The organism is Streptomyces sp. JLSY215 (genome assembly GCF_059682825.1).
In genome coordinates this window covers 8,745,183-8,769,238 of sequence record NZ_CM185022.1, presented here as the reverse complement: position 1 = coordinate 8,769,238, position 24,056 = coordinate 8,745,183, and the positions used below count along the sequence as shown (strand labels likewise).

At 68.6% G+C, this 24,056-nt stretch carries 20 protein-coding genes and 6 pseudogenes; 8 read left to right on the top strand and 18 right to left on the bottom strand.

The features are described 5' to 3' along the window. The first annotated feature begins 101 nt into the window (after positions 1 to 101). Positions 102 to 1,391, top strand: coding sequence for an outer membrane protein assembly factor BamB family protein (locus AC5677_RS38745; RefSeq protein ID WP_497192550.1), 1,290 nt, complete (start codon positions 102 to 104; stop codon positions 1,389 to 1,391). A 425-nt stretch (positions 1,392 to 1,816) separates the two neighbouring features. On the opposite strand, the gene AC5677_RS38740 is transcribed toward AC5677_RS38745, so the two are convergent. The 7 genes and pseudogenes from AC5677_RS38740 to AC5677_RS38710 form a co-directional block, all read right to left on the bottom strand. Beyond that, a complete protein-coding gene (locus AC5677_RS38740; protein ID WP_497192549.1) occupies positions 1,817 to 1,993 on the bottom strand; it encodes a hypothetical protein in 177 nt (58 codons plus the stop codon). A gap of 100 nt (positions 1,994 to 2,093) precedes the next feature. Continuing rightward, positions 2,094 to 2,819: a hypothetical protein gene (locus tag AC5677_RS38735; protein ID WP_497192548.1), complete on the bottom strand. Its 726-nt coding sequence runs from the start codon at positions 2,817 to 2,819 to the stop codon at positions 2,094 to 2,096. A gap of 744 nt (positions 2,820 to 3,563) precedes the next feature. Beyond that, positions 3,564 to 4,808 (bottom strand): MFS transporter, encoded by a 1,245-nt coding sequence (locus AC5677_RS38730; RefSeq protein ID WP_497192547.1) that lies wholly within the window; start codon positions 4,806 to 4,808, stop codon positions 3,564 to 3,566. Positions 4,809 to 4,878: 70 nt separating this feature from the next. Further along, positions 4,879 to 5,490, bottom strand: a complete 612-nt coding sequence (locus AC5677_RS38725; RefSeq protein WP_497192546.1) for a TetR/AcrR family transcriptional regulator — start codon at positions 5,488 to 5,490, stop codon at positions 4,879 to 4,881. Positions 5,491 to 5,981: 491 nt separating this feature from the next. Next, positions 5,982 to 7,349 (bottom strand): MocR-like pyridoxine biosynthesis transcription factor PdxR, encoded by a 1,368-nt coding sequence (gene pdxR / locus AC5677_RS38720; protein ID WP_497192545.1) that lies wholly within the window; start codon positions 7,347 to 7,349, stop codon positions 5,982 to 5,984. An 864-nt stretch (positions 7,350 to 8,213) separates the two neighbouring features. Next, a pseudogene (locus AC5677_RS38715) lies at positions 8,214 to 8,462 on the bottom strand (restriction endonuclease); the annotation flags it as partial. A 143-nt stretch (positions 8,463 to 8,605) separates the two neighbouring features. Continuing rightward, positions 8,606 to 9,367 (bottom strand): metallophosphoesterase family protein, encoded by a 762-nt coding sequence (locus tag AC5677_RS38710; RefSeq protein WP_497192544.1) that lies wholly within the window; start codon positions 9,365 to 9,367, stop codon positions 8,606 to 8,608. A gap of 94 nt (positions 9,368 to 9,461) precedes the next feature. Here AC5677_RS38710 and AC5677_RS38705 point away from each other — a divergent pair. After that, a pseudogene (locus AC5677_RS38705) lies at positions 9,462 to 9,584 on the top strand (L-threonylcarbamoyladenylate synthase); the annotation flags it as partial. A 391-nt stretch (positions 9,585 to 9,975) separates the two neighbouring features. On the opposite strand, the gene AC5677_RS38700 reads toward AC5677_RS38705, so the two are convergent. The 3 genes and pseudogenes from AC5677_RS38700 to AC5677_RS38690 form a co-directional block, all read right to left on the bottom strand. Continuing rightward, positions 9,976 to 10,650, bottom strand: a complete 675-nt coding sequence (locus AC5677_RS38700) for an LPXTG cell wall anchor domain-containing protein (protein WP_497192543.1) — start codon at positions 10,648 to 10,650, stop codon at positions 9,976 to 9,978. 185 nt (positions 10,651 to 10,835) lie between these two features. Then, positions 10,836 to 11,488: pseudogene (locus AC5677_RS38695) on the bottom strand (SOS response-associated peptidase). A gap of 312 nt (positions 11,489 to 11,800) precedes the next feature. Then, complete coding sequence (locus tag AC5677_RS38690; RefSeq protein ID WP_497192542.1) at positions 11,801 to 12,073, bottom strand: chitin binding peritrophin-A domain-containing protein; 273 nt, start codon at positions 12,071 to 12,073, stop codon at positions 11,801 to 11,803. 310 nt (positions 12,074 to 12,383) lie between these two features. On the opposite strand from AC5677_RS38690, the gene AC5677_RS38685 reads away from it, so the two are divergent. Further along, complete coding sequence (locus AC5677_RS38685; RefSeq protein ID WP_497192541.1) at positions 12,384 to 12,578, top strand: hypothetical protein; 195 nt, start codon at positions 12,384 to 12,386, stop codon at positions 12,576 to 12,578. Positions 12,579 to 12,701: 123 nt separating this feature from the next. Beyond that, positions 12,702 to 12,860: pseudogene (locus tag AC5677_RS38680) on the top strand (DUF8825 domain-containing protein); the annotation flags it as partial. A 14-nt stretch (positions 12,861 to 12,874) separates the two neighbouring features. On the opposite strand, the gene AC5677_RS38675 reads toward AC5677_RS38680, so the two are convergent. Beyond that, entirely contained in the window at positions 12,875 to 13,384 is a 510-nt protein-coding gene (locus AC5677_RS38675) for a hypothetical protein (protein ID WP_497196960.1), read from the bottom strand. A gap of 840 nt (positions 13,385 to 14,224) precedes the next feature. Between AC5677_RS38675 and AC5677_RS38670 the strand changes: the two genes are divergently transcribed. Then, a complete protein-coding gene (locus AC5677_RS38670; RefSeq protein WP_497192540.1) occupies positions 14,225 to 14,407 on the top strand; it encodes a DUF6381 family protein in 183 nt (60 codons plus the stop codon). Positions 14,408 to 14,736: 329 nt separating this feature from the next. Here the strand turns inward: AC5677_RS38670 and AC5677_RS38665 are convergent. The 3 genes and pseudogenes from AC5677_RS38665 to AC5677_RS38655 all read right to left on the bottom strand — a co-directional run. Further along, positions 14,737 to 15,536 (bottom strand): IS5 family transposase gene (locus AC5677_RS38665; RefSeq protein ID WP_497196915.1). Its coding sequence is split into 2 segments (ribosomal slippage): positions 14,737 to 15,198 and positions 15,201 to 15,536, totalling 798 coding nucleotides; the frame shifts between segments, so codons are not numbered across the junction. 231 nt (positions 15,537 to 15,767) lie between these two features. After that, on the bottom strand, positions 15,768 to 16,952 hold the full coding sequence (locus tag AC5677_RS38660) for a cytochrome P450 (RefSeq protein WP_497192539.1): 1,185 nt from the start codon (positions 16,950 to 16,952) through the stop codon (positions 15,768 to 15,770). 174 nt (positions 16,953 to 17,126) lie between these two features. Further along, a pseudogene (locus AC5677_RS38655) lies at positions 17,127 to 17,309 on the bottom strand (GNAT family N-acetyltransferase); the annotation flags it as partial. A gap of 1,940 nt (positions 17,310 to 19,249) precedes the next feature. On the opposite strand from AC5677_RS38655, the gene AC5677_RS38650 reads away from it, so the two are divergent. Then, a complete protein-coding gene (locus AC5677_RS38650) occupies positions 19,250 to 19,762 on the top strand; it encodes a hypothetical protein (RefSeq protein ID WP_497192538.1) in 513 nt (170 codons plus the stop codon). A gap of 348 nt (positions 19,763 to 20,110) precedes the next feature. Here AC5677_RS38650 and AC5677_RS38645 read toward each other — a convergent pair whose 3' ends face one another. The 3 genes from AC5677_RS38645 to AC5677_RS38635 all read right to left on the bottom strand — a co-directional run bounded on the left by AC5677_RS38645 (position 20,111) and on the right by AC5677_RS38635 (position 21,257). Continuing rightward, positions 20,111 to 20,500 (bottom strand): HNH endonuclease family protein, encoded by a 390-nt coding sequence (locus tag AC5677_RS38645; RefSeq protein ID WP_497196914.1) that lies wholly within the window; start codon positions 20,498 to 20,500, stop codon positions 20,111 to 20,113. Between the two features lie 164 nt (positions 20,501 to 20,664). After that, positions 20,665 to 21,117, bottom strand: a complete 453-nt coding sequence (locus tag AC5677_RS38640; RefSeq protein ID WP_497192537.1) for an SUKH-3 domain-containing protein — start codon at positions 21,115 to 21,117, stop codon at positions 20,665 to 20,667. Beyond that, positions 21,114 to 21,257, bottom strand: coding sequence for a hypothetical protein (locus tag AC5677_RS38635; RefSeq protein WP_497196959.1), 144 nt, complete (start codon positions 21,255 to 21,257; stop codon positions 21,114 to 21,116). Before AC5677_RS38635 ends, AC5677_RS38640 begins: the two co-directional genes overlap by 4 nt. Between AC5677_RS38635 and AC5677_RS38630 the strand changes: the two genes are divergently transcribed. Then, a complete protein-coding gene (locus AC5677_RS38630; RefSeq protein ID WP_497192536.1) occupies positions 21,193 to 21,618 on the top strand; it encodes a cold-shock protein in 426 nt (141 codons plus the stop codon). The two genes, AC5677_RS38635 and AC5677_RS38630, sit on opposite strands and share 65 nt — an antisense overlap. A 545-nt stretch (positions 21,619 to 22,163) precedes the next feature. Here AC5677_RS38630 and AC5677_RS38625 read toward each other — a convergent pair. Further along, positions 22,164 to 22,424, bottom strand: a pseudogene (locus AC5677_RS38625) (ferritin-like domain-containing protein); the annotation flags it as partial. A gap of 242 nt (positions 22,425 to 22,666) precedes the next feature. On the opposite strand from AC5677_RS38625, the gene AC5677_RS38620 reads away from it, so the two are divergent. Further along, positions 22,667 to 24,034, top strand: a complete 1,368-nt coding sequence (locus tag AC5677_RS38620; protein ID WP_497192535.1) for a dihydrolipoyl dehydrogenase family protein — start codon at positions 22,667 to 22,669, stop codon at positions 24,032 to 24,034. The last annotated feature ends 22 nt before the right edge of the window (positions 24,035 to 24,056 follow it).

The following is a 24,056-nucleotide window of genomic DNA, read 5'->3' as shown; positions in this document are numbered from 1 at the left end:
CGCAGCGGTACACGTGGGATCTCGCACTCTGCGGGCTGCCTCCGGGGCCCGGACGCTCACGGGCGCGTGGCAATGCGCTCGCGCTCAGGTCCGTGTGTGCAATGGGCGCTTCGCTGATCGGTATCCGCTTACGCTTGCCTCGTCGTCGGTTCTTCTGGGGTGGGGAACGCATGTATGAGACCAAAGTGCCGGGATCGGTGTGGCTTCCGAAGCGACGGCTGCGTGCGCTGAAACCGGCGTGGGAGGCCCGGGGTGACGCTCGCGCCGGAGCCGAGGCGCTGGGCACCTGGTTTCACGACGGGCTCGTCATCAGGGCTGCCTTCGATCGGCTGCGGGCCTTCGATATCGAGACCGGCGAGCAGCGATGGGCCTGGGGCGTGCCCGGCCGTGACGTGCTGGGGGCTATGTCCGACGAGGTGGTGGAGGGTGTCGGGGTCGTGGTCCATTGGCCGGACACCATCGGCTGTCGGGAGGCGGCTGTGGTCACCGCCCTCGATACGACGTCGGGCAAGACTCTGTGGTCGTCCCGGCAAGGCCTCGACGAGCTCCAGTACAGCGACTCGGGTCTCAGGCCCGGCACCGTCGGCCTGTCCGGGGAGCGAGCGATGGTTGCCACGGGAGCCCAAGTCGTCGCCCTGGACATCCGCACGGGCCGGCCGGCGTGGACCGTCCCGCACGGCCGCGCCGACGAGGTCCGGATCGGGGCCGGAGGCGATCGGCTCGTTCTGGTCACCCGGCGTGCGGGCACTGCCACCGTGAAGTTGGTCGCCGCCGACGACGGCACAGTGCGCTGGACGAAGATGCTCCCCTTCGACGGACCCGTCAGGCAGGTACGGATCCTTGCCGCGCGTCCCCTGCTGCTCGCCGCAGAGGGCGAGGGCCGTCGAGACCCGAACGCCGTACTGCGGCTGACTGCCGACGGGGACATCGCCACGGAGATCTCACTGGATGACGATCGCGGCAGGATGGCCCCGTATTTCTCCCGGATCCTCGCCGACGAACGCCGCTGGGTCACATGGAGCGGGGACACGCTCATGACGTTCGTCGACCCGTCGAAGTACGCCCATCTTTCCCATCTCGCCGGCTTCTCTCTGTCGACCGGCCGGCACCTGTGGACGTGGGGCGACGGCTGGGGCATCGATGCGCTGGCCTGCCAACGTGGTCATGTCATCGCACTACGCTACTTCGAAGATGACACTGAGGGGCGCCTCTCGTGGTGGTGCCGGGTGCATGTGCTCAACCCCGCCGACGGCCGTGAGGTGGCACGGCGCCGCTTGCGGGTGACAGGCGACGAGCCGTACACGATGCACTGGCACGGCAGCCGGATGCTCTGGGTCAGCAAGAAAAGCGGACCCGGCACACCGCCGGTGAAGGCCTTCGACTGGCGCTGAGTTTGTTCTTCAACCTCTGAGGCGGTCGACGATGGCCGCGCAGAGGTGAGGATTGGTGAAGGTCGTAGTCCAGCTGCCGAGCGAATTGTGTCCCAGCACCGCCGCTCCTGCATGTCCTCGTGCCCACCGCCCCGCAAGCGGAGGCCGGACCCGTTCCGGCAACCGAATCCGCGACCTCGCCGTGGATCACCAGCAGCCGCTCCGCCGACCGCACCAGGGCCCGGCATGCCACGATCCACGCTCTGACCGAGGCCGGCTGACGAGCCCGAGCAGGCGGTGCACGATGCCGACTTTTTGCAGGACGCCAGTCTTCAGCTCGAGGCGGGCGGAACTGCGGGACGAGCTGACCGAGTAGACGATCCAGCAGGTGATTGTCGCGAGGGCGAAGAGCAGACCAGCACCGTTGAAGGGGGCTCTTGAGGTGGTCAGAGCCGAGAAGGACGAGGGCGGCGAAGGGGGGCGGTGAGCAAGGTGCTGGTGAGTTGGTGGACGAGGAGGAAGCCGTCCGCGCGGCCGCTGTGCCGGCGGAGGGCCGCGCGCGTGATGGTGCAGTCGGCCGTGTTGAGGACGATCACGACGACCAGAGGTATGAGGTAGGGCATGGAGCCAGGACCTTTCATGTGGATCAGGCCGGGTCCTCGGAGACGAGGACGGTGTTCCCCGTCGTCAGGTCCGACTGCCGCCGTCCGCCAGGCCAGCCGTTCACCCCTTGCCCACTGCACGCGCGGAAGTGAAGCAGTAGACGAGCAGGATGATCAGGAAGCTGCCTGAGGCGAGCAAGTCCGTCGTTCGTAAGGGCTTGCTCGCTGTAAGGATCGGCAGCCAGGCCAGGTAGAGGCCGACGGTCGTCACGGACCGCACCGTCTGGGTGAGCGGCGACCGGGCCAGCCTCTGCAAGGCCTCGGTGCCCGAAGTGAAGGTGAGGACGGTTCCCATGAGGACCCCGACCAGGGCGACGGCGATGAAACCGAAGAGCGCGCCACGTCCACGTGCCGAATCGCCGAATGCCTGCCATCGCGGGTGCACGAACAGGTGCAGGTCCTGGTGTGCGTGCACGACACCACCGAGCTGTGGGGCACCCGGCGCCCACAGAACCTCGACGGCGGCACCTTCACGCGGCCTGTCACGGGTATAGGCACCCTTCACGGACAGCCTGCCAGGGCCGTTCGGTAGCGACAGGACAAGGTCCGCGTAATAACCCCGGACGACATCCTCACTCAGGTCCCTCTCCAGCGCCGTGGGTTGGTCGGCGATGGTGGCGTTGCTGACCGTCGCGCCGGCCTTCTGCAGGGCGGTGACCTTGGGACCGGGGAAGCCGGACAGGACCGGCACGATGAGCGCGCCGGCGGCGAAGGGCACCAGCACCCACATCGCACAGGTGCGGGCCTGCACCCAGCCCGGAGAGCTGCTGAGGGAGAGGTCCGGCACGGGCCGACCGTACTGCGACGCCGCTGTCGGCTTGGTCAACGGGACCTGCGGGTTCGCAGATCGTGCGGCCCACGCAGCAGCTGCACGTACAACGGCACACACCGCTGCGACGCCGCCCCACACCAGCGGCCAGGGATAGGGCGGAGGGAGAGCAAATGCTCCCAGCAGCCAGGCACATGCAGCAGCCGCAGCAAGAAAGCCAACAATCCCGCATATCCGCATGGCCGCCATCAATGCGCTCGACACACGTCATCCTCGATCGGCATGCACAGCAGTATCCCCGGCGGAGCGGCAGTGCGGCTGCCGTTCGACAGCTCCACGGCAGCAGGCATCGGCGCGGGTGAGACCTGAGTGGCGGGACCACCCAGGTCAGCGCGGAGTGGGCCCGGATGCCGAGAGAGTGAGCCAGAAGGTCTCGGGGCAGGCCGACGACTCGGCGAAGTACGCCGACGCCGAGCCAGGAGTGACTTCGGCGGCTACAGGTCATCAGCGGGTACTTCAGATGCCACACCATCCTGGCTCACGGTCCTGAGCTCTTTCCCTTGCTTCCTTGAACGGGCGACCGTGGTGCGAATCTGCGGTGCGCCGGGGGCTTCAGTCCGTGCCGGAGAGCGTTTCCCGCGTGGATGCCGTACACCACGTCCCTCACGAAAAGCAGCATGCTGCGGAGCAGGGTTCGCATGAGCAGGGCCTTCCTGGCAGCTCGGGGCAGAAGGTGGGCTTCGCTGTCGGCTCGCCGGTCGGTCAGCCCCGATGTGCCGTGCACACCGCATTGGGCATCACCGCAGCCGCCTCGTCGACGGGCGGTACGCCGGCTGCACGCCGTACGGCCATTCCCGGTCGGGCCGGCAGTGTCAGGACGGCGACCCCGGCGGTGAGCAAGAATGCCGCGTCGAGGCCGTAGCGGTCCGCGAAGGATCCCAGAGCCGCTGGCCCGACGATGGTTCCGACACCGAGGAAGAACACGGTGGAGCTGAACCCGGTGGCCGGCTGTTCAGGGAAGACCTGGTAACTCCAGACAGCGAGCAGACCTGAGCAGGCCATGAACGCCGGCCCGTAGAGCACCGCGGAGGCCCCTGCGGCCGGCATCGCGCCCGGTGCCACGCCCAGCAGGGCGATGGCCACGGCCAGTGACAGGAAGAGACAGGCGTGGGCACGGCGTGGTCCCACCCGCTGGATGAATGGGCCGGTGAAGACGCCGGCGGTTCCCGCGAGTCCCATGACGGTCCAGAAGACCGGGCCAGTGGGGTCGCCCTCCTTGAGGTCTCGGGAGACGGCGTCCACGGCGAAGGTCCAGTAGACCGCGCCGACCAGGCCGTACGACAGCGCAGTGACATAGAGCGGGACGGCCCGGCGACGGGCGAACCGGCGCAATCCCAAGCTCTGTTGGTGGGCGAGCCGTGACGTGTGGTGCGGTCCGCCCGGCAGGACCAGAGCATTGTGGACGGTGACGGCGAATGCGGCCAGGGCGAAAGCCGTCCACGCATACTGCCATGCGGGGCCTCGCGCGATGAGGGCCAGCGGGCCGGCGATGATCACTGCGAATGCCGTACCGCTGGGGATCAGCGCCATGACCCGCTCCCGCTGACGAGCCGGGACCATGCGGTCCACGGCGTCGGAGAAGGGCGCCCACGCGAATCCCGGACTCAACCCGGCCAGGACCAGTCCAGCGATCAGCATGCCCCTGCCCTGCGCATAGGCGACCAGCAGCATGCCCGCCCCCGCGGCGAGCCCGCCGACGACCACCAGAGGCCGTGGGCCGAACCGCGCCGAGAGAACCCCGACGAGCAGCAACGCGAGCAAATAGCTGACGTACGCGGCACTGCCGATGGCCCCCACCAGCGACACCGATAAGTCGAACTGGTCGCGGATCCCGGGAAGGAAAAGACCGTATCCGTAACGGGCGAACCCGAAGGTCACCCCCTGGGCCGCGACTCCCGCGAGACCGACCTTCCATGCGGGGGAAAGTCGCAGACGGCGTTCTCTCATGTCATGAAGCCTTCCTTGAGAGGGAATCCCCCGGCGCCGGCCGGCCGCGGCGATGCGGCCCGCCGCCCCTTCATGCACCGCGGTCGTTCTTCGGCCAGGTGTCCAGGAGCCGATCGACGGCCGAACGGGCTTTGGTGATGGCGTCGGCCACACTTCCCAACGCTTCGGTGGTGCTCGCTCCCTCGTAGAGCAGGAGCAGAACGTCGACCAGTTCGTCGGCAGCCAGGAAGCCCGCCTCGTCGACGAACCCCTCGAGATCCGTGCGCAATGCGGCCTTGTGCGACGTCACGACCACACGCGCGGGGTGATCACGACCGGCCAATTCGGCCGCAGCGTTGGCGAAGGAGCAGCCACGAAAGCCCGGCTCGGTGTGGCAGATCGCCAGAGCCTCGAAAACCGCGCGGACACGACTCACCGGATCCGGTCCCACCGCTGCGACGGTGTTCCTCAACAGCGTCCGCCAGCGAACGTCACGCCCCTCGAGGTAGGCGACGATCAGCCCGTCCTTGCCGCCGAAGTGCTTGTAGAACGTCATCCGTGCAACGTCGGCCGCTTCGATGATGGCGTCGACACCCGTGGCGTCCAGGCCCCGGCGGTAGAAGAGGTCATCAGCCGCTGTCAGCACCCGGTTCCGGGCCGAAGGCCGAGGCATCGGTTCGGAGGAGCAAGAAGTCATGGACATGACCATACTGAACGTTCTATCCACTGCATAGACGGAACGTTCTATCTATCTGACATGGCTCCGGTGTGCTCGCCCGACGGATCCCCGCCTGGAACGCCCCTCCAGCAGGTCATCCGCCGGGCCCGAACGACCAGCCGCCAGCTCGCAGATGTAGCCGGAGAGACTGCCAGCTGGTGCTCTGACCGGGAACGTTCGCCGGGGTGGTCGTCCGGGCGGTTGGATGCACAGTGACGTGCGCTCCGCTGCTGGGGTCCAGCATCCGCTGACCTGCTCGAACTTCGGACTTTGGGGCGGCAGAGCTCACCCGATCAGGGCGGGCCCTGCCACTCACGCCGTTCGATGGGAGCCGATGCCGCTGTCGATGAGGCCGGGCTCTCGTTTCGACTGGAGCGGCATGACGACACCCACCTGGTAGTCGACGGGGTTCTTGCCCCCGTCGGACCACGTGGTTCCAGAGCGGGTGCGGCCCGTGATGTGCGTTTCCTCGTGCGCTACGCCGGTGCCGGCCGTACCGCTTGGGCCAGCGCACCCACCGCCTCATCGATGCACTCCTCGCGCAGCTGCCCGACGCCCAGCACGAACGATGCCTCCTCCCCGTGGTGCAGCAGCCGCATCTCGCGCACCGCTTGAATGGCGACGCCCCGCTCCGCGGCGGCCTGCACGGTGGCTTTCTCATCGGCCCCCGGCAAGGTGAGGCTGACGTGCAGCCCCACCGGGACCCCGAGCACGCGTGCCTGTGGCAACCGTCGCTGCAGGCTCGTCAGCAGCTGTTTGCGCCGGCCCCGGTAGCTCGTCAGCGCACGCCGGAGATGACGTGCGTAGGCGCCCGTGACCAGCAGCTGGGCCAGGGCGAGCTGGTCGAGGGTGGCGGTACCGAAGTCCGTGGTCGCCCGCTCCACGGCCATCACTTCGGCCAGCGGCGGCGGCGCCACCGCCCAGCCGATACGCAGCGCGGGGGCGAGGGATTTGCCCACGGATCCGACGAGCACCACACGGTCCGGGGCCAGTGCCTGCAGGCATCCGGCCGCGGGACGCCGGTACTGGAACTCGCTGTCGTAGTCGTCCTCGATGATGACGCCGTCACGACTGCGCGCCCAGTCGACGAGTTCCGCCCGGCGGCCAGGCGAGAGGGCCACCCCGGTGGGGAAGTGATGTGTGGGGGCCACCAGCACCGCACGGGCTTCGCTGCGGTCCAGCCGGCTGACGTCGATGCCCTCCGGGTCGACCGGAACCGGCACGATGTCGAGCCCCACGGCCTGCAGGAGACGGCGCTCCCTGGCGTCCGTCGGGTCTTCCACGGCCAGGTGCCGGTGTCCGGCCGCCACGAGTGCGCGGCCCATCGCGGCGACGGCCTGGGTGGAACCGGCGGTGACGACCAATTGGCCAGGGGGCAGCAACGTGCCGCGGGTCCGCTGCAGATGGCGGGCGAGTGCCTCCCGTAATGCGGCGGCGCCCACCGGATCGGGATAGGCCAGTTCGCTGTGCGGCACCGTCCTGAGGACGTGCTGGAGCGACCGCTGCCAGGAGGTGCGCGGGAAGAGCGATAAATCGCTCAGACCGGGGCGCAAGTCGAAACGGATGGTGGAGGGAGCTGGAAGGGTCGGCGGTACCGCGGTGGCGCGCTTGATCGCGTCCATCAGCCCGGAGCCGCCGAGTGCGCCGGTAGCGGTCTGCCGGCGGACGAAGGTGCCCGAGCCCTGACGCGCCTCGGCGTAGCCCTCCGCGATGAGTTGCTGATAAGCCTCGACCACCGGACCCCGGGCGATCGCCAGGTCGGCGGCCAGCCGTCGGCTGGGCGGCAGCCGTTCACCGGGCGCGAGCCCGCCTTGACGTACCGCCCGACGGATCGCCTGCGCCACGGGGCTTCCCGCGACGCGGTGGTGCCTTTCCGTTCCAGGCCGGCGCCAGCCAGTCCCTCACGGCCAGCAGAGGGCCGCACACCGGGCCGTCTCGGGCCCCTGCCTCCCGGCCGGGCACCCACTGGGTGGAGCCGATCTGGGACTTGAGGAGTTCGTCGGCCTCCTTACCGTGGAGGACCAGGTCCGCGCTCTCCTCTTCCACCCAGACCGTTGGTGATCCCTCGCCTCCGGTGTTCGGTGCGATCCCGACGAACCGTAACGTCATGGCACTCTCCCGCGTCGAGTCCGGCTGGGCATAGTTGCGCAACGACCGTCCCGCGCTGAGGTGTCGGGGGGGCAGGAGCGCGACCGGCCCGCGTGACGCTGCGGCTCGGATCGTCGCCCACGCGCCGCCCCACACAGGCAGCCCGCCCAAGCACCACCACATAGCAACAACCACTGAACATGACCATTACGCAGCGCAGATGACACGACCTGACCACCCCGCCCATGAACCGACAAACCCGTAGGTCACCACCCCGCGCCAGGAACAGCGCCCACGGGCTTACGGCCACTGGACACCAGCACGGCCTGACCACTGCCACACACCAAACTGATCAGCCCAGGTCAGACCCACAACCACTGATCAGAACAACCTCGCATGGACAAGGCACTGGCCGCCCTCGGACTCCAATGGGCGGCGGCATAACACTGTCGGGCAGGACCCCGGGCGCGCTGTGCGGCCCGGGGTCTTTCGCTGCTCCGGGCCAGCGGCATCGCAGCCCAGGGCCGACAGCACCTCAGCCCGATGCCGTGGGGCCCTGAGCAGCGGCATCGCACTGAAGTGCGTGTAGGCCCTGAGATCTTGGGCCGCTCCCCTGCGGGCTATGGAGCGGCCGGAAGGGGCTCCGTGAGGCGGTCCCGCCGCGCGTAGAGCGCCTGTATGAGCCGGGCGCGGTTCTGGGCGCAGCGGGCGGTGCCTTCCAGTGGTGCGGACAGGCGTCCGGCGCCTTCGCGGAGGATGACTTCGGCGAGGGCTCCGCGGCCGTCGCTCTTCGGCAGGGCAGCGGCGTGGCGCCGGACGTCGGCGGCCACTGCGCGGGCGTGCCCGGTGAGCTGGAGGGCGATCTGCTGGACGGTCTTCTCCCGCTGGTCGTGGAAAGCGCTGGACGGGTGCGGCCTGATCCTGGGGGTTGGGCCCGGCCTCGGGATCGGTAGGCGCCGTTGATCGTGTAGTCGGTGTGCGGCTGCCCGCTGTCATGGATGGGGAGCGAGTGTCACGGGCTGTGGTCGCGTCCGTCCCGTGGGGCGAAGGCTGCGAGGGCGTCGGCGTCGGTCGCGCGAGCGTGCAGGAAGTAGTCGGCCCATTCAGTGATCTCGGGGTAGGACGAGTCCTGGCTGACCTGGGTGGCTGCGGCTTGGAGGTCGAAGTGCGTGGTGCGGAGTTCGACGCCCGGGCCCAGGAGGGCCCAGTGTGCTCCGGTTCGTCCGTAGGGCATGCCGATGCTGCCGGGGTTGATCACGAGTCGGCCGTGAGCGAGGCGGACGAACGGCATGTGAGTGTGGCCGCAGACCACGGTGCGAATGTCGGTATCGAGTCCGTCGAAGACTTCCTTCCACCGGTCGAGGCGGGAGTCGACCAGGACTACCTCCTCGTCGTCGCGAGGGGTGGCGTGGCAGAACAGCACCTTTCCCAGGCCGTTCACGGACAGGGAGAGTGATCGGGGCAGCGAGCTGAGAAGGTCGAGATGGTCCTCGCGGAGCTGTGCGGCTGCCCAGGGAGCGATCGGGTCGGGGATCGAGTCGCGTTGCCCACGGCGGTATTCGAGGAGTTCGCGGTCGGCGTTGCCGCTGATCCAGATGACGCGGTCGCCGAGGCTGGTCAGCAGGTCGAGAACCTGGGCCGGTTGTGGGCCGGCGGTGATGTCGCCGGTGAGCACGAGGTGATCGGCCGTGCCGACGTCTGGTTCGGCGAGTACCGCCTCCAGGGCCGGCAGGACCCCGTGAATGTCGGACAGGACGGCTACTCGGTTCAGCATGGTCACCACTGTGGGGTGAAGACAGCCGAGCGGTGTGATCCTTCGCCCGGCGCGTAGTTCAAGGGGCCGGTCAGCGTGTGTGTGGTCGCCGGGTGCCTTCGGAGGCGGTGTCACGGCCCCGTCCGCCAACCGCTTCGGCTCGGTCAGCCCCACGATGGCGGACCATGTCCGTGCCGAGCTCGGCGATGCTGTCGGCTTCGTGCTGGACGGCGGCCCCTGAAGGCCGTCCCGGCGTCGGGCGGATTCCCGGGTGAGGGACCAAGTTCGATGGCCATTCGAACCGCTGGATGGGGCCGGGCTGGCGGGCTGCACTCGTGGCCCTCAACTGACGCCTGGACGCCGGTTAGGCCGCAACCACCCCCGCGCAGACCAGGGAGGCCGCCGTTCTTCGGTGCTGGTGGCCCCGGTACCGGCCTCATCGCCGAGACACTATGCGGTGGCTCTGACATCCCAGCCGGACCTTGAAGAACAAGCTCAGCGAACGCGCCCCGTACACAAGGAGGCAATGCGCCCAAAACTCCACTCGGTAGTTCTCGCCGGTCCGCAGTATTCACCGTGCGCTGTGCCCTGGATGTGCCCTCGGTGGGCGCATCCAGGGCACAGGTACGTCAGTGCTGCTGGGCCTTGCGGCGGCGGAACACGAGGTAGCCGCCGGCCGCGACGAGCACAGCAGCCGCCGTGGCCAGCAGCCCGACGGGCGCGCTGTTGCCGGTCTCGGCGAGGTCGCCGCCGCCCTGTGCGGACGGGGAAGCCGAGGGTGCAGGAGGCGCCGGTGCGGCGCTCGCGGCGGCGGACGACGTGGGCGCGGCGGTTGACTGCGCGGAGCCGGACGGGGCGGCGGAGGCCGACGGCTTGCCGCCGCCCGGCTGGGTGCGGTCCTCGCAGTCGGTCCAGAAGACCTTGTGCTTGGCCCGGCCGTGCTCGCCGTCGAAGTTCCAGAAGAGCTTGTAGTGCCCATCGGGCAGGGACAGGTCCTGTGTACGGCCGTGTCCTTCGTCGTCGAGCGTCAGGGAACCGGTCTTCACGGTCTCGCCCTTGACGTCGGCGGTCGGGGCCCAGGATTCGATGTGCCAGTCGACCTGCTGGTCGCCGTCGAAACCGAAGGCGTCGAGGTAGAAACTGCAGACGTGGGGCTCGTTCTTGCGGAGCTCCTCGCCGGTCGTGGCGTCATGGATCTTCACAGTGCCGTTGTCGCCGGGGGCGGTGGCGTAAGCGGAGGGGGCGAGCAGCAGGGCCGCGGCCACGGTGGCCGTGAGCGTGCCTGCGGAAACAAGCGGGCGCATGGGCATTCCATCGGGGAAGAGGAAGGTTGCCGTGGGGGGCGGCTCAGCTTCCTGCGCCCCCAGGAGACCGTCAAGGCACCTCAAAACACTTATGCCATATAGGACATTGCTCGCCCCATTAGTCCCGCATAACGATTGGGTACGGGCCCCGCCGGCCTTAACCGCGTCCTCCCGAACTCCGCTGGTCACCGCTTGTCATCTCCTGACGTGTGCTTCGAGGCGGCGGACCTAGGCGACGAGGCGGCGGTGCGGGCGTCGGCGGCCACGAGGTCGGGCCTGCGGGGATGCACGGCGCGGGCGTCCAGGTGGCCGGCGGCGGGGGCTGCCAGCAGGTCGCGGAGTTCGCCGGGGTCGGTGTGGGTTCGGTGTGGGTGGGGTCGAGCCAGGCGCTCCAGTCGTCGGGGGCGATGGCCACCGAGCGCCATTACCTGGTTGTCCTCGGGGGTGATGAAGTATGGCTGCTTGCGGGCCTTGGTCGTCTCGGTCACGGCGACGGCCTGCCACTCGTAGAAGCCGTCCGCAGGCAGCAGGCAGCGGCGCTTGGCGAAGGCCCGGCGGTAGGCCGGCTTCTCCGCGACGGTTTTCACCCGGGCGTTGATCATTTCGCGCCGATGTTCAGGCTCTTCGCCCAGAACGGCACCAGGCCCCAGCGCAGCGACCGCAGCCGCCGGGTGACCTCCCCGGTGTCGCGCTCGATCCGTTCCAAGATCGACCACACGTCCTTGGTCGGGGCCACGTTCCAGCTCGGACCGAGCACCTGGTCGGGGTCCCAGCGTGTGACGTCGAACAGGTCGACGAGATCCTGGGGACGCCGGGTGGAGGCGTATCGGCCGCACATGCGCCCACCCTGCCACGCGGCCGGCCGCTGGCCGGCACCCATGCCGCAGCTGCAGCATGCGGTCTGGCGCCCGTACCGTGCGAGGGCGAGAACACATGACTCAAGGTGGTTCGACGTGCGATCGGCCTGGGTGGGCGGTGCGCTGGGATCATGGCGCAGACCATCGCGAAACGGACGATCACCTGGGGCCTTGTGATCATCCCGGTGACCGTCCCGGACGGCCGTACCCGATCCGTTGCAAACCGGGATACTCGACTGACCCCGACGGGTGGCCGGCGAGCCCGCACAGTGCCCGCCGGGGACAGCAACGGATCACTCGCCGCTTAGCTTTTCGGCCACGTCCCTCGGCCAGTCACAGATCTGCAATTTGTAGTCGAACTCAAGACCCTCGGGGCACGGCATGACATAGGGGATGCCGTTGGAGCACTGGATGAACTTGTCCGCTTGCCCAGGGAGCGGCAGCAGTTTGTCGGTGTTGCACCGCCCCGGCGGGTTGGTGTCCGCCTGCGCGACGCTTGCAGTTCCCATCATCAGCGATGCCGCGCTCAAGGCCACAACACCCATCACAGCTAACTGTCGACGCACCCAAGTCTCCCTATTTTCACCGGCGTTATGACAGACGCTCCCATCCAAGTTGCTGCGGTTCTTCACTGTCCAGAGCGCGCAGATCATTACGCCGCAGGAGTGAGGAGGTGGACGGACGTGCCCGTGTCCCCTGACGTAGTCGACGACGATCCCGTACGCGTGTGCCCCATTCGCCGTGCATGGGGCGGAGCCTTGGCCGCGTCTATCGCCCGTGGGGGTGACATGCTGCTCGGTCGTCATCTGGGTCGGGTACCCCACTGAATAGTTCCGACCAGGCCACTTGGCGCCGTCCAGCGAAGGAGACTCCCCCATGCTCACAGGCACCATCAACGAGTGGGAACAGGGGCCCGGTAGGGGCTACCTCGTTGATACGAAAGAGAAGCACTGGGACCTCTACGAAGACAGCTTCGACAGCAACTATCTCTTCCCGTCGGCAGGAGACAAGGTCACCTTCGAGGAAGACAAGGAGACCAAGCACGTTGCTATCAGGGTGAAGAAAGCCTGACGGCCGGAACCGGTGTGTCCGATGAGGGCCGGGCTCACAGATCCCTCACCGCCCGGCCCGGGTCCCGTGCGCCGCGCGGGTGACCGATAAGGCGTGCCGCTCCCACCTCCCCAATATTCGAACATGTGCACGTATTCTTGGGGTGTGTCCAAGCCTTTCGACTTCCCCCAGGACCTGCTGCCGGCGCAGGAGGCACTCCGCCAGGTCAAGGCGGAGCTTCCCGCCCTCTACCCGGCGCTGCCGTGGTCGGCGGAGCCGATGCCCGGCTGGACCCGCAGGAAGGAGGGCAGCCGCTACTACGAGTCCGAGCGCCCCGACTCCCCAGCCAGGAGGTGGCCCTGGGGATCGGTGAAGACCACCTTGCCGTTGTGGGCGGACAGGTCATTCTCGCTGGAGGCGATCTTGAATGCGAGCGCGGCGTCCTTGATCGCACGTTCGCGTGCGCCGAGGTCACCGATAATGCCGACGCCGTCGACGATCAGCTCGTCGTAAGCGTCGGCGGGGACCGCGGTGAGGTCGCCGCCCTTCCCGCCCCGGCTGTAGTCGATGCTCGCGTCGCCTGCGGAGGTGCCCAGCCTGCTGTCCCGGAAGGCATCCGTGTCCACGAACCCGGCCACCCGGTACGAGCCGGGCTGATCGGTGTTGAACACCGGCTTCGCGACGCGCACCGGGGTGTAGGACAGCTGCGTCTCCTCCTTCGCCGCGTCGAAGCCGTTGGCCCCATACGTCTTCTGCGCGGCACCCTTGCCGCGGACCGTCCCGCCACTGGTGAGACCGGGGTCGGATGTGTGAATCAGTTCGCTCATGACGCGGGACTCCCCGAAGGTGTCTGAAAGTAAGGGGCTGATCACGGACGGGTGATCATGGGAAGCCTAGGGGCGGGGCACGGAGCCCAAGGGCACAATGCGGCAACCGCCACAGAATGGCCGGGAGCGCACCACCTGGCCAGAATCGGCGGCAGGCCAGCCCCGTCGGACAGGCCCGTAACTGGGGACAGCCCGGACCCCGTCCGCGATCGAGTAGTCCGACACCGGCGCACGCCACGTCGCCACTGGGCCGCCGTCGACCGATCGCTCGCGGCCACAGCAGAAGTGAGCACTGTAGTTGGCCCCTGAGCGCTCCAGTTGGCCCGGCTGAGCAATTTGCGTGGCCCGCAGGGCAGTGAGACAAGTCCGGTGGCACGCCACGTTCGGTCAGGAAGACAGGGACCGGACCTGGACCGGTTCAACCTCCCGATACCGCTCCGTAGGCTGCGTGACCTGCCACCGCTGACGTCCGGCCCTTCGGCGGGGGCTCCTCGTGTTACTCCTTACTCCGCGGGCGCGATCTGCCGGGTGCGATGACGTACGTCGAGCGTCGCGGTGAGGTCGGCCTGCCGCGGGAACGAAACGCCCAGCCGCCACGGCTCCGGAAGGGCCGCCAGCTCGATCGATACCTGATCCTCGGTGACTTTGCCCAGGGCTGGGATGCCGTGGCGATCAGCCGTTCACCAACATCACGTAGCAGTCGTCGTGACCCGAGAACCAGACTCGGGAGTCTCCCAGGCGGCAATGAGCCGTGCCCTCGACCGCCCGCCTCGAGATGCGCGAACCGGTGGGCCCTGCTTCGCTGATCAGGCCCCTCTCCCCGCAGATTCAGGAGTGATCATGAGCGTTGCCGGCGAATCCGGTCGTGCCCAGCAACTGCGCGCCAAGGCAAAGGAAATGAAGGAAGCGGCCGAGCGCGCCACCGACCCGGAACAGCGCAAACTACTGGCGGACAAAGCCCGCCGTCTGCAGGAGCAGAGCGAAAAGGCGAGCCGCAGCATCCAGGGCATCGACCCCATGTAGCCTGGCGCGGCCACAGCACCGGACGGTGGCCTCCCGCGCTCCCCGAGGCGCCAGAGGCCACCGCCCAGGTCCAGCTGGTTTCGGCGCCTCACTCCTGCCCTGTCCAGCGACCGCGCAGCGCGGGTAGCCGAGCGGCGAGTGGGTGAAATCTCTCGCACCGCAACCCCACACTGGTTGGCTTGGGGGTGCAGCGGCCAGGAGCCCGTCGAGTGGCACACCCATTAGTTCCTGATGGCGACCTGGCGGGCAGCTTCCGGTAGCCAGGCCGCTGGATGGTGCCCGGTGTCCAGTGACGTCGAAGGCTGCGGATTGAGGCTTTAGAAGTCGTCTCAATTGGTGAGTCTGCGATAACAGATGAGGGTGCAGGCGATGCCAGCGAAGGCGAGGAAGTGCTCGGCTTTGCGTTCGTAGCGTCGGTGGAGGCGGCGGCAGCCGGCGAGCCAGGACATGGTGCGTTCGATGGTCCAGCGGTGTCGGCCCAGTCGCTGGGAGGTTTCAATGCCCTTGCGGGCGATGCGGTGGGTGATGCCACGCCCGCGTAACCATCGCCGCAGGTGGGAGTAGTCGTATCCCTTGTCGGCGTGGAGCTTTCCCGGTCGGCGTCGCCGTCGTCCGCGGCGGGAGCGGATTGGTGGTATGCCCTTGACCAGGGGAATCAAGGCTTGGCTGTCGTGGAGATTCGCCCCGGAGATTCCGACGGACAGGGGCAGACCTGTCCGCTCCGTGATCAAGTGAATCTTCGAGCCGTACTTGCCCCGGTCGACAGGATTCGGACCTGTCAGGTCCCCCTTTTCAGGGCCCGCATGTTCACCGAGTCGATCGCACAGCGGGACCAGTCCAACTCGCCACGCGCGCCGAGCTCGTCGAGGACCACACGGTGGAGCTTGGCCCACACCCTGGCCTTCGTCCACTCGGAGAACCGCCGGTGAGCTGTCGCCCCCGACGGTCCGAACGACGCCGACGGCAACTGCTGCCACGTGCAGCCTGACGTGGCCACGAACACGATCGCAGCCAACACCTCCCGGTCACCATGACGGCGCCGGCCACCACCCTGAGGCCGCGAGGGGACCTCAGGCACCACCCGCTGGAACAACTCCCACAACTCGTCCGGCACCAGCCGCTCAACGATCCCCACCACGACCGACACCCTACCGAGTCAGCCAAATGAGATGACGTCTTAGTTTGCGGGGGATTTTGCGGGCTGAAGAGTTACCTTGCGGCGAGGGGCGGGGCAGCCGGACGTGGTGCATGCGTTGGGGGTGCTGCCGCCGGTGCCGCCGGGCCGTCGGCGGACGGGGTCGAGGTCGCGCACGTCGTCCCCGACGGGTCAAAGTGGCTGCGCCCCTGCTGATGTCTGTGGTCACCAGCTCGCCAGCAGGGCGCGCAGGCCGCCAGTGACCCGCTCCTTGTCCGTTGACAGCACCGCCCACGGGGCGTGCAGGCCCAGGCCCGGAAGGCGCTGGGGCAGCTGTTCGCAGACGGTCCGCAGTGCGACCCTGGCCAGGTCTGCCCCCGGACAGTAGAACTTCCCGTGGCCGAAGGCGATGTGAGGGTTCGGCGCTCGGGTGATGTCGAACAGGTGGGGGACGGAGAACCGGTTCGGGTCGCGGTTGGCCGCCTGGAGAGCGAACACCACCAGGTCCCCAGCCCGGATCAGGCTGCCGCGGAAGGGAATGTCCTCTCGCGCGTACCGAGGAATCCAGCTCCCACCAGGGACGGCAAGGCGCAGGATCTCCTCGACTGCGCCCGCAGCCAGCGACGGATCATCGTGGAGTGCCTGGTACTGGTCGGGGTGGGCCAGCAGGAACAGCAGCCCGTAGGCGATCCGGGCCGCGACGGTCTCGTGCCCGCCGAAGAACAGGTGCCCGGCCGCCTCGATGGCCTGCCCCCGCGTCAGCCGGCCGTGCCGTGTGAGTCCTCCGGCAAGGTCGGTCAGCGCATCGTCCGCAGGGCGCGCGTGCCGGTCGTCGATCAGCTCTCCCAGCCGGCCGAGGAGGGCGGAGCGGGCGGCTTCGGCCGCCGCTCGGTCGCCAGGTACGCGGATGGCGTCCGACCAGGCCCGCATGCGGGCGTGCTCCTCGCTCGGGATACCGACGAAGTCAAGAATCAGGCGGGTGGCGAAAGGCTCAGCGACCATCTGGCGCAGATCCGCGGGTGGCCCGGCGGCCACCATCGTGTCGATCAGCCCGTCAAGCAGGGGGACGGCCAGCTCCCGCTGCGAGCTCAGGCCAAGGCTGGTGAAGCGCGGCGTCAACACGCGACGCCAGCACTGGTGATCACGGAGCTCGGTGTCGAAGTTCGACTGCGGGACGAACATGGCCGCGTCCCACAACCGCGGCGCCTGCTGCGGACTGGGATGCGCCTTGCCGATACGCGGATCGGCGGCGAGCTTGCGGACGTCCTCGTAGCGCGTAACCAGCCAGCCCTCGCCCCCGGCAGCGGTCCGTAGCAACCGCGGCCCGGGGCAGGCACGAAGCGTGGTGAATTCCTCCGGCTCCTCCAGAGGCGACCCGCAGAAGAACGGCATCGGCCCGATGCTCACCATGCACCTCCTTGCTCAGCCCACACACCTACCCAAGCCTGCTGCCACGGACCCGCCTCGCACGGCGGGGGAAGCCGGCACGGTTGCCGAAGGCCCGTCCCGCCCGTCCGCCGGCGGAGGACTTCGGCGATCGGACGACCGCTGGCGCGGCCCGCCGCCGAGAACGAAAGGTAGGTCTGCACAAGCGCCGTACGCGAATCCGACCGGCTCCCCACCGTCGTAGCCTATGACGCAGGCGAATCGGGGATGGCCGCCCCAGTGGTCCACGAACCAGGGGAAGCGCTGGTTGAACTCGTCGTCCATCTCGTTGGCGTAGGCGTCCGCGTGCACGTCCAGGAGGGTCTGCCGGATGGTCGGCAGGTCCTTGTGGCCGAAGCGGCGGAAATCGACGGTGGGCGCAGCGCACGCACGGGTGAAAGGCCGCTCCTGTGGTGACTGAGCGCTGTAGTTGGCCAGTTGAGCGCGGAAGTGCTCCAGCACCGATACCGAAACGCTGCTGGAGTACTGGGCCTGTCCGATGGGTCCCGTGATCGCCTCACACGCAGGTCTTTTCATTCGAGGCGGGCGGGGCAGTCACGCAGACCCGTCGTGCTGCGGACGGCCGACCGTCACCGTTGCACATTGACGAGTTGCCCTGCCCGCTCACCATTCGATTACCGCGTAGCCGTTGCCCCCCGGCTGTCCGGCACCCGAAGCCGGCCCTTGGGACCCGGTCGCGCCCGGCGAGGAGCCTTCGCCGCCAGCTCCGACGGTCCTGCCTTTGCCTCCCTCGCCGCCCGCAGCCCCCTGACTGCCGCTACCGCCCTTGCCGCCCTGGCCCACACCGTTCGGCGCGACGACACCCTTCCCGGGCGCGCCGGCACTGCCGAGGCCCCCGGCCGGACCCATAAGGCCACTGCCGCCCTTGCCTCCGGCACCGCCGCGAGACGTTGTCCCGTTGGTGCCCGGCGCACCAGGACTCATCTGGCTACCGGAGCCGCCGTAGTCCGCGGTTTCCGGTTGGGTTACATCACCTGTGGAGTCCCGGTAGCAGCCACCGGCGCGGGGATAAAACCCCGGGCTGCCGCCTTTGCCCCAGGTGCCTCCGGCTCCTCCGCCGCCTCCGGCCCCGCTGTGCAGCGCACCGTTGCCTCCTTGGCCCCCACCGTGGCCTCCGGCCCCGCCAGCGCCCCCACCGGCACCGCCGCCGCCGGCGGCGTAGGCAATTCCGGTGTCACCCGAGCCCGATGCGCGAATGCCTGAACTGCCGCCATCGGCCCCGTCCGCGCCATTGCCACCCTCCTTGCCTGGGCTGCCCGGATCCGCAGGCGGCCTCCACCCGTCGCCACCCCGCCCGCCGGCGCCACCAGCACCACCGGCACTGGCGGCCTGGCCGCCGACACCGCCCCGGCCGACGTACACAGCGTAGGTTGCGCCCGGTGTGACCGGGATCGAGCATCGGATGAAGAACCCGCCGACGCCCCCACCCCCTCCTCCGCCGATGCCGCCCGCGCCGCCGCCCCCGCCCCCACCGCCACTGGGGAACTGGGTGCCACTGACAGGCGGGGCCATTCCGCCGCCACCTCCGCCTCCGCCGCCACCAGCAGCCCCACCTGCGCCGCCTCCGCCACCAGCGCCCCATGCGGAGAAGGTGATGGTGTTGACGCCGTTGGGCACGGTGAACTTGTAGGTACCGGGCTGGTCATAGACTTTGGTCGCCGCCGTCTCGGCGCCGGCGAATGCAACGGCCGGATTCACCAGAGAAGCCAAGATCAAGGCGATAGAGGTGCCGGTCGCGAAGCGCTTCGAGTGTGTAGGCATGGACCCCAGAGTGAAGTCGCCTTCGGTTAGGCGAAAAGGACCCCTCGATCCACTATCCATATATTCAGTCGATCGACTGACAGCCCAGCAGGTCTCACCTCGCTACTTTGCACCAAGGCCGTGCGTGTGGTCGACCACATCAGCCACGAGGGCGTTCGGGGCCTGCTCCGCTCGCCCACGTGCTCAACTGGCCAACTACGGCGCTCAGTCACCCCTGTGTGACTGAGCGCGATAGGTGGCCCTTGAGCACGCTAGTCGGCCCGCAGGCTAGCGCGTGGATCATCCTGATCAGGCTGTTTTTCGTTCCGCCGGATTCACGGTGACCGTTCGGTGTCCCGGTGCCGGGGCGGCACTGCAGCGCGAGACGGTGCGAGTCCTGTCGCGACTGGAGACTCTGAGCCACCTGCCTGTCTCATTCTTGATTTTCGCCCGCCCGCGACTGCTGGTTGCTGGAAGCATGCGGACCGTAACGGAGTCTCCGCGAGAACAGGATCCAGCGAGTGCAGCTCAACGACATACAGGGCGTGTGCCAGGACACCGACGGCACCTGGCCCGTGACCTTCTCTCTTGAAGCGAGCGAGGTCTCGCAGTCCTACGCCCGGCCGCGGGTGATCGCCGAGGCCTACGTCAACTGCACCCGCAATCAGCTGGAGCACACCCGGACCCTCGACTGCTCGTCCTTCTCCACGGCCGCGTTCACCGCGGCGGGCGAGCCGCCCACTGCCCGGCAGCCCACCTCCCTGACCTGGACTCGGACGGACCGCCGTGACGTTGTCGAGAGGATCCCGCCGGGCGAGGTGTCCTGGGTCGAGTTCCAGGACAGCCGCGCGGCGGGGACGGGCACGTTCACCATCACCGACGAGGGCGGAAACAAGCTGGTCATCACCGGCACGTTCGACTGCCAGCACCCCACCACGCCCGCCCGCACCATGCAGCGCACCGGCCCGATGAGCGAGGCCGAGAAGCAGCGCTGCGCGGCGAGCCGCCCCACGAGCGGCTTGATGCCGGCCTGACGGACGGGCGGGCCGGCACACACCGTGGGACCACCTCCTCGGCTGGCCTGTCCTGGGACAGGCCAGCCGAGGAAGTTCCCGGCAATGAGCCCTCGGCAGGCACCGCGCGTTACACCGGTTCGTAGTCCAGGTCGACGTCGGGGCAGGTGGCGGCGAGGTGGCTTCGATGCCGTCATGGAGGCTGACGGTGTCGGCATGGGCAGACGTGGCGGCAGTCAGGGGCAGCAGCACTTCGGCCCGCCTCCCATGGGGACGCAAGCCGCCGGCGTCGGCCAGCGATGCTCGCCTGTCCCACCTCCTGGTACGAACACCGTCCACGGCCACGGATTGTGCCGTCACAGCGATGGTCTACGGAGCTGATGTGTACTTCACCGTCGTCCGAGGGCAGCCGACCGCGATCTGCTTCAGTCTGGTCTTCTCGGCGCGGTCCGCGGTCAGTTTCCAGCGGAGCTTGGATGCGACCCAGTCGGCGGCGTAGGTGCAGGTGTCGTTCTTGGCCAGCGGCATCCACTCGGCCGGCTCTTTGTCGCCCTTGGAGCGGCTGGAGCCGAGGCTGACCGCGATCAGGCTGCGCGCGGCGTCGAGGTCGTTGGCGTAGGCCTCGCGGCGGTCGGCACTCCACTTCGAGGCTCCAGAGTCCCAGGCCTCGGCGAGGGGGACGACGTGGTCGATGTCGAGCTGGCGGGCGTTGGTGAGAGTTTTGCCGTCGTAGGCCGAGCGCCAGGTGCCGCCGGTCAGACCGACGTCAACTACGAACCCGTATGACCGGGCGCCGGCAGCGTGATCTGGTGATTACGAGCCGAGCACCGGCTGGCCACGCTCGGCCTCGGCTGGCAGCGGCCTGAAGACGTCGCGCGAGGCTGCCCCGGCCGATGCGTGTCCGGGGCAGTCGAAAGACAAGGTCAGAAGAACGTCATGTCCCAGTCGCCTGTGATGAGGGCCTGAATCGCCTCCGCAAATCCGTTGGCAACGCGTTGGATCCCGGCGTCTCCGCCGATCAGGATGTCGCCGTTGTCAGCCAGCAGCACGCAGTCCTCGGTGGACGAGGTGATACCGACCGGAAGGACGGGCCGGCCGATGCGCTTGCCGTAGAGACGCACATTCCTGGCCGGAAAGTCCAGGGCCTCTTCGACGGACGTGGTGAACTCCACCTCCGACTGCCGGAACATCCAAGTGACGGTCAGCTCGCCGTAGTCGTGCAGGAATTCGCGCAGCTGGGGAGTGACCTCGTATCCGGCTTCGGCGTACCGGCGGCAGGCGTCATCGATGTCCAACGGGCCGACCTCGAACCGCCGGGCTCCGGTCAGGGAGTGCCGCAGTTTTCGCAGCGCCGACCGCTCTTGGTTGTCGTTCATCCTGTCAGGACCTCTCCTCCGAACCCGGGCACCCAGGTCTTGCAGTTCTCGCACATCCCGAATTTCTTGCCCTTGATGTTGACGGTCACCAGATCAACGTTCTTCGGATCTGCGCCGTCCTTGATCGCGTTGGTGAACATCCGCGGCTCGCCGCACACCCCGGGCGGACGACGCCGTGGTCATGACCCTGGCGATCGCCGGTGGTGGCGCCGTGACCGTCGTCGCCACGCCAGGAACAGCACAGGCAGCCCCCGCGAGCAGCGAGACGCCAAGGACAAGCAAAGGCGCTTGGGGCGAGTCCATTGGTGGAACGACATGAAGGGGTTCGGCTACATCACCTACCAGGTGGCAGGCGGGGCTTCTAGGGAACTCTTCACGCACGCGAGTTGGATCGAAAAGCCTTGGAGAATGGAGCAAGGCGACATCGTCTCGTTCATCGTTGCGAAGGGGCCCAAAGGTCTTGACGTTGCCAAGGACGTAAAGGAGATCGCCGACGCGTGATCTTGTAGGTGAGCAGGCCGTGGGCGGCGGGACGAGGCCGCCCACGGCCCTTGGGCGGCGCGCCGGCCAGCCATCGCCCCGGTTACGGTGCGTGTCCATCCGCAGTGGGTCATGGAGCTCTGAACCCGGGTCACCTGACAGCGCCCTCCCCGGCGGTACAGCTGTGATCATCGAGGGGAGCCCCTCCTCACCTAGATCACCTTCAGCTATCACGGTCTGTGACGTCGACCGCGGCGTGCTCGGAGCGGCGAACGCTCGGAGCATCAGTGCAGGTTGAATCCGCCTCGCTGGTGCTGCGCTGTTTCGCGGCTATGACATGAGTGGCACAAACCCCGGCCGTGGCGTGGGTCGTTGGGGTCGAGGCCACGCTCTCGCCGGCTCAGCGCGTAGTGGTCGGCGTGCTTGCTCGGCGCCTTGCGGCACAACACGCACACGCGGTCGCGGGCGAGGACGCCGGGCCGACTTGAAGGCCGACCGCGCGAAGGGCCGCATCGCGTACGGCCAGAGGGCCGGCGTCAAGCCCGGCGAGTCCGGCAACGCGCCGGCTGTTCACCCGCGTGCTTGTCCAGGACCAAGTGCAGTTGGTAGAAGGTCGCCCCGCGCATCAGCCAGTGGTGCTTCTTGTAGCGGCCGTAGAGGATCTGCGTGTCCGCGAGGACCTTGTTCAGGCGCTGGCAGGAGTACATCCGCGCCTCGTAGGACAGGGCGACCGGGAACTGCTTGACGGTCCCGAACTCTTGGATCACCTCGCCCTTCCGGTGCAGCCAGGGCTGACTGCCTTGTACGGATGGGGAGTTGGTGGTCACGGTCCGCCTCCTGCGGTGCCGTGCTGTGTGTACCCCGGTGACGCCAGGTGCCCGGTCGGGGGGCGTCTTGACCGGCAGTGCATGCGGTGGTGCCCGCCAGCGCATGCACTGCGCCCGGTCCTTGTCCTCGGCGTTCGCTCTCGGGCAAGCCTCTGTGCGCCGGCGGACTCGGACCGCCGTCAGGCCGCTCTAGCGTCAGCGGGACAGTCCATGCCTGGAGAACGGGCGGAACGAGGAGAGGTATGAGCGCGATCGAGCAGGCGGATGTGGTGGTCCTCGGGCTGGGGCCGGGCGGCGAGTACGTCGCCGGCGCGCTGGCCGAAGCGGGACTGGACGTGGCGGGGGTCGAGGCGGAACTCGTCGGAGGCGAGTGTCCGTACTGGGCATGCGTGCCCAGCAAGATGATGATCCGCGCCGGGAACCTGCTCGCCGAGGCGGGCCGGGTTCCCGCCCTCGCCGGTGAGGCGGTGGTGACTCCGGACTGGGCCAGGGTCGCCGGACGGATCCGCGAGGAGGCCACTGCCGACTGGAACGACCAGGTGGCCGCGGACCGCTTCGCGGCGAAGGGCGGTCGGCTCGTCCGGGGGGCGGGGCGCCTTGCGGGGCCGCGCCGTGTGACGGTCGGTGACCGTACGTTCGAGGCCCGGCGTGGCGTCGTGCTGGCCACCGGTACCCGGCCCCGGATCCCGCCCGTGCCGGGTCTGGAAGGAACGCCGTACTGGACCAACCGGGACGCCATGGCCGAGAAGGAACTACCGGCGTCCATGGTGGTGATCGGCGGAGGGGCCATCGGCGTCGAACTCGCCCAGGTCTTCGCCCGCTTCAAGTGCGCGGTCACGGTGATCGAGGGGCAGGACCGGCTGCTGCCGCAGGAGGAGCCCGAAGCAGGGGAGCTTGCCGCCGACGCCCTGCGCGCAGACGGTGTCTCCGTCCGCACGGGCACGCGGGTGCGGCAGATCAGCCATGTCGGCACCGAATTCACCGTGCGCCTTGAGGGCAATGGACAGCGGCTGACTGCCGAACGGCTCTTGGTCGCCACCGGACGCCACGCCGATCTGACCCCGCTGGCGGTCGACACTGTGGGACTCGACCCGGCAGCGGGATCCGTTCGCACGGATGGACGGATGCGGGCCGGGGAGGGGCTGTGGGCAGTCGGCGACATCACCGGCCGGGGCTCGTTCACCCATGTGTCGATGTACCAGGCGGAGATCGCCGTCCGGGACATCCTCGGGCAGGCCGGTCCTGACGCCGACTATCGGGCGCTGCCCCGCGTCACCTTCACCGATCCGGAGATCGGGGCCGTGGGGCTGACGGAGCGACAGGCGCGCGAGCAGGGCCTGCGCGTGCGCACCAGCGTGGTGACCACCGCTTCCTCCACACGCGGCTGGATCCACGGGCCGGGCAACGAGGGATTCATCAAGCTCGTCGAAGATGCCGACCGGGGCGTGCTGATCGGTGCGACCTCGGCGGGGCCGGCGGGCGGCGAGGTGCTGCACGGGCTGAACGTGGCCGTCCATGCCGAGGTACCCGTCGACCGGCTTCGACACATGATCTACGCCTATCCCACCTTCCACCGGACCATCGAGGCGGCCCTGGGAGCCCTCCGCTGAACCGCGCCCCGACCATGCAGGC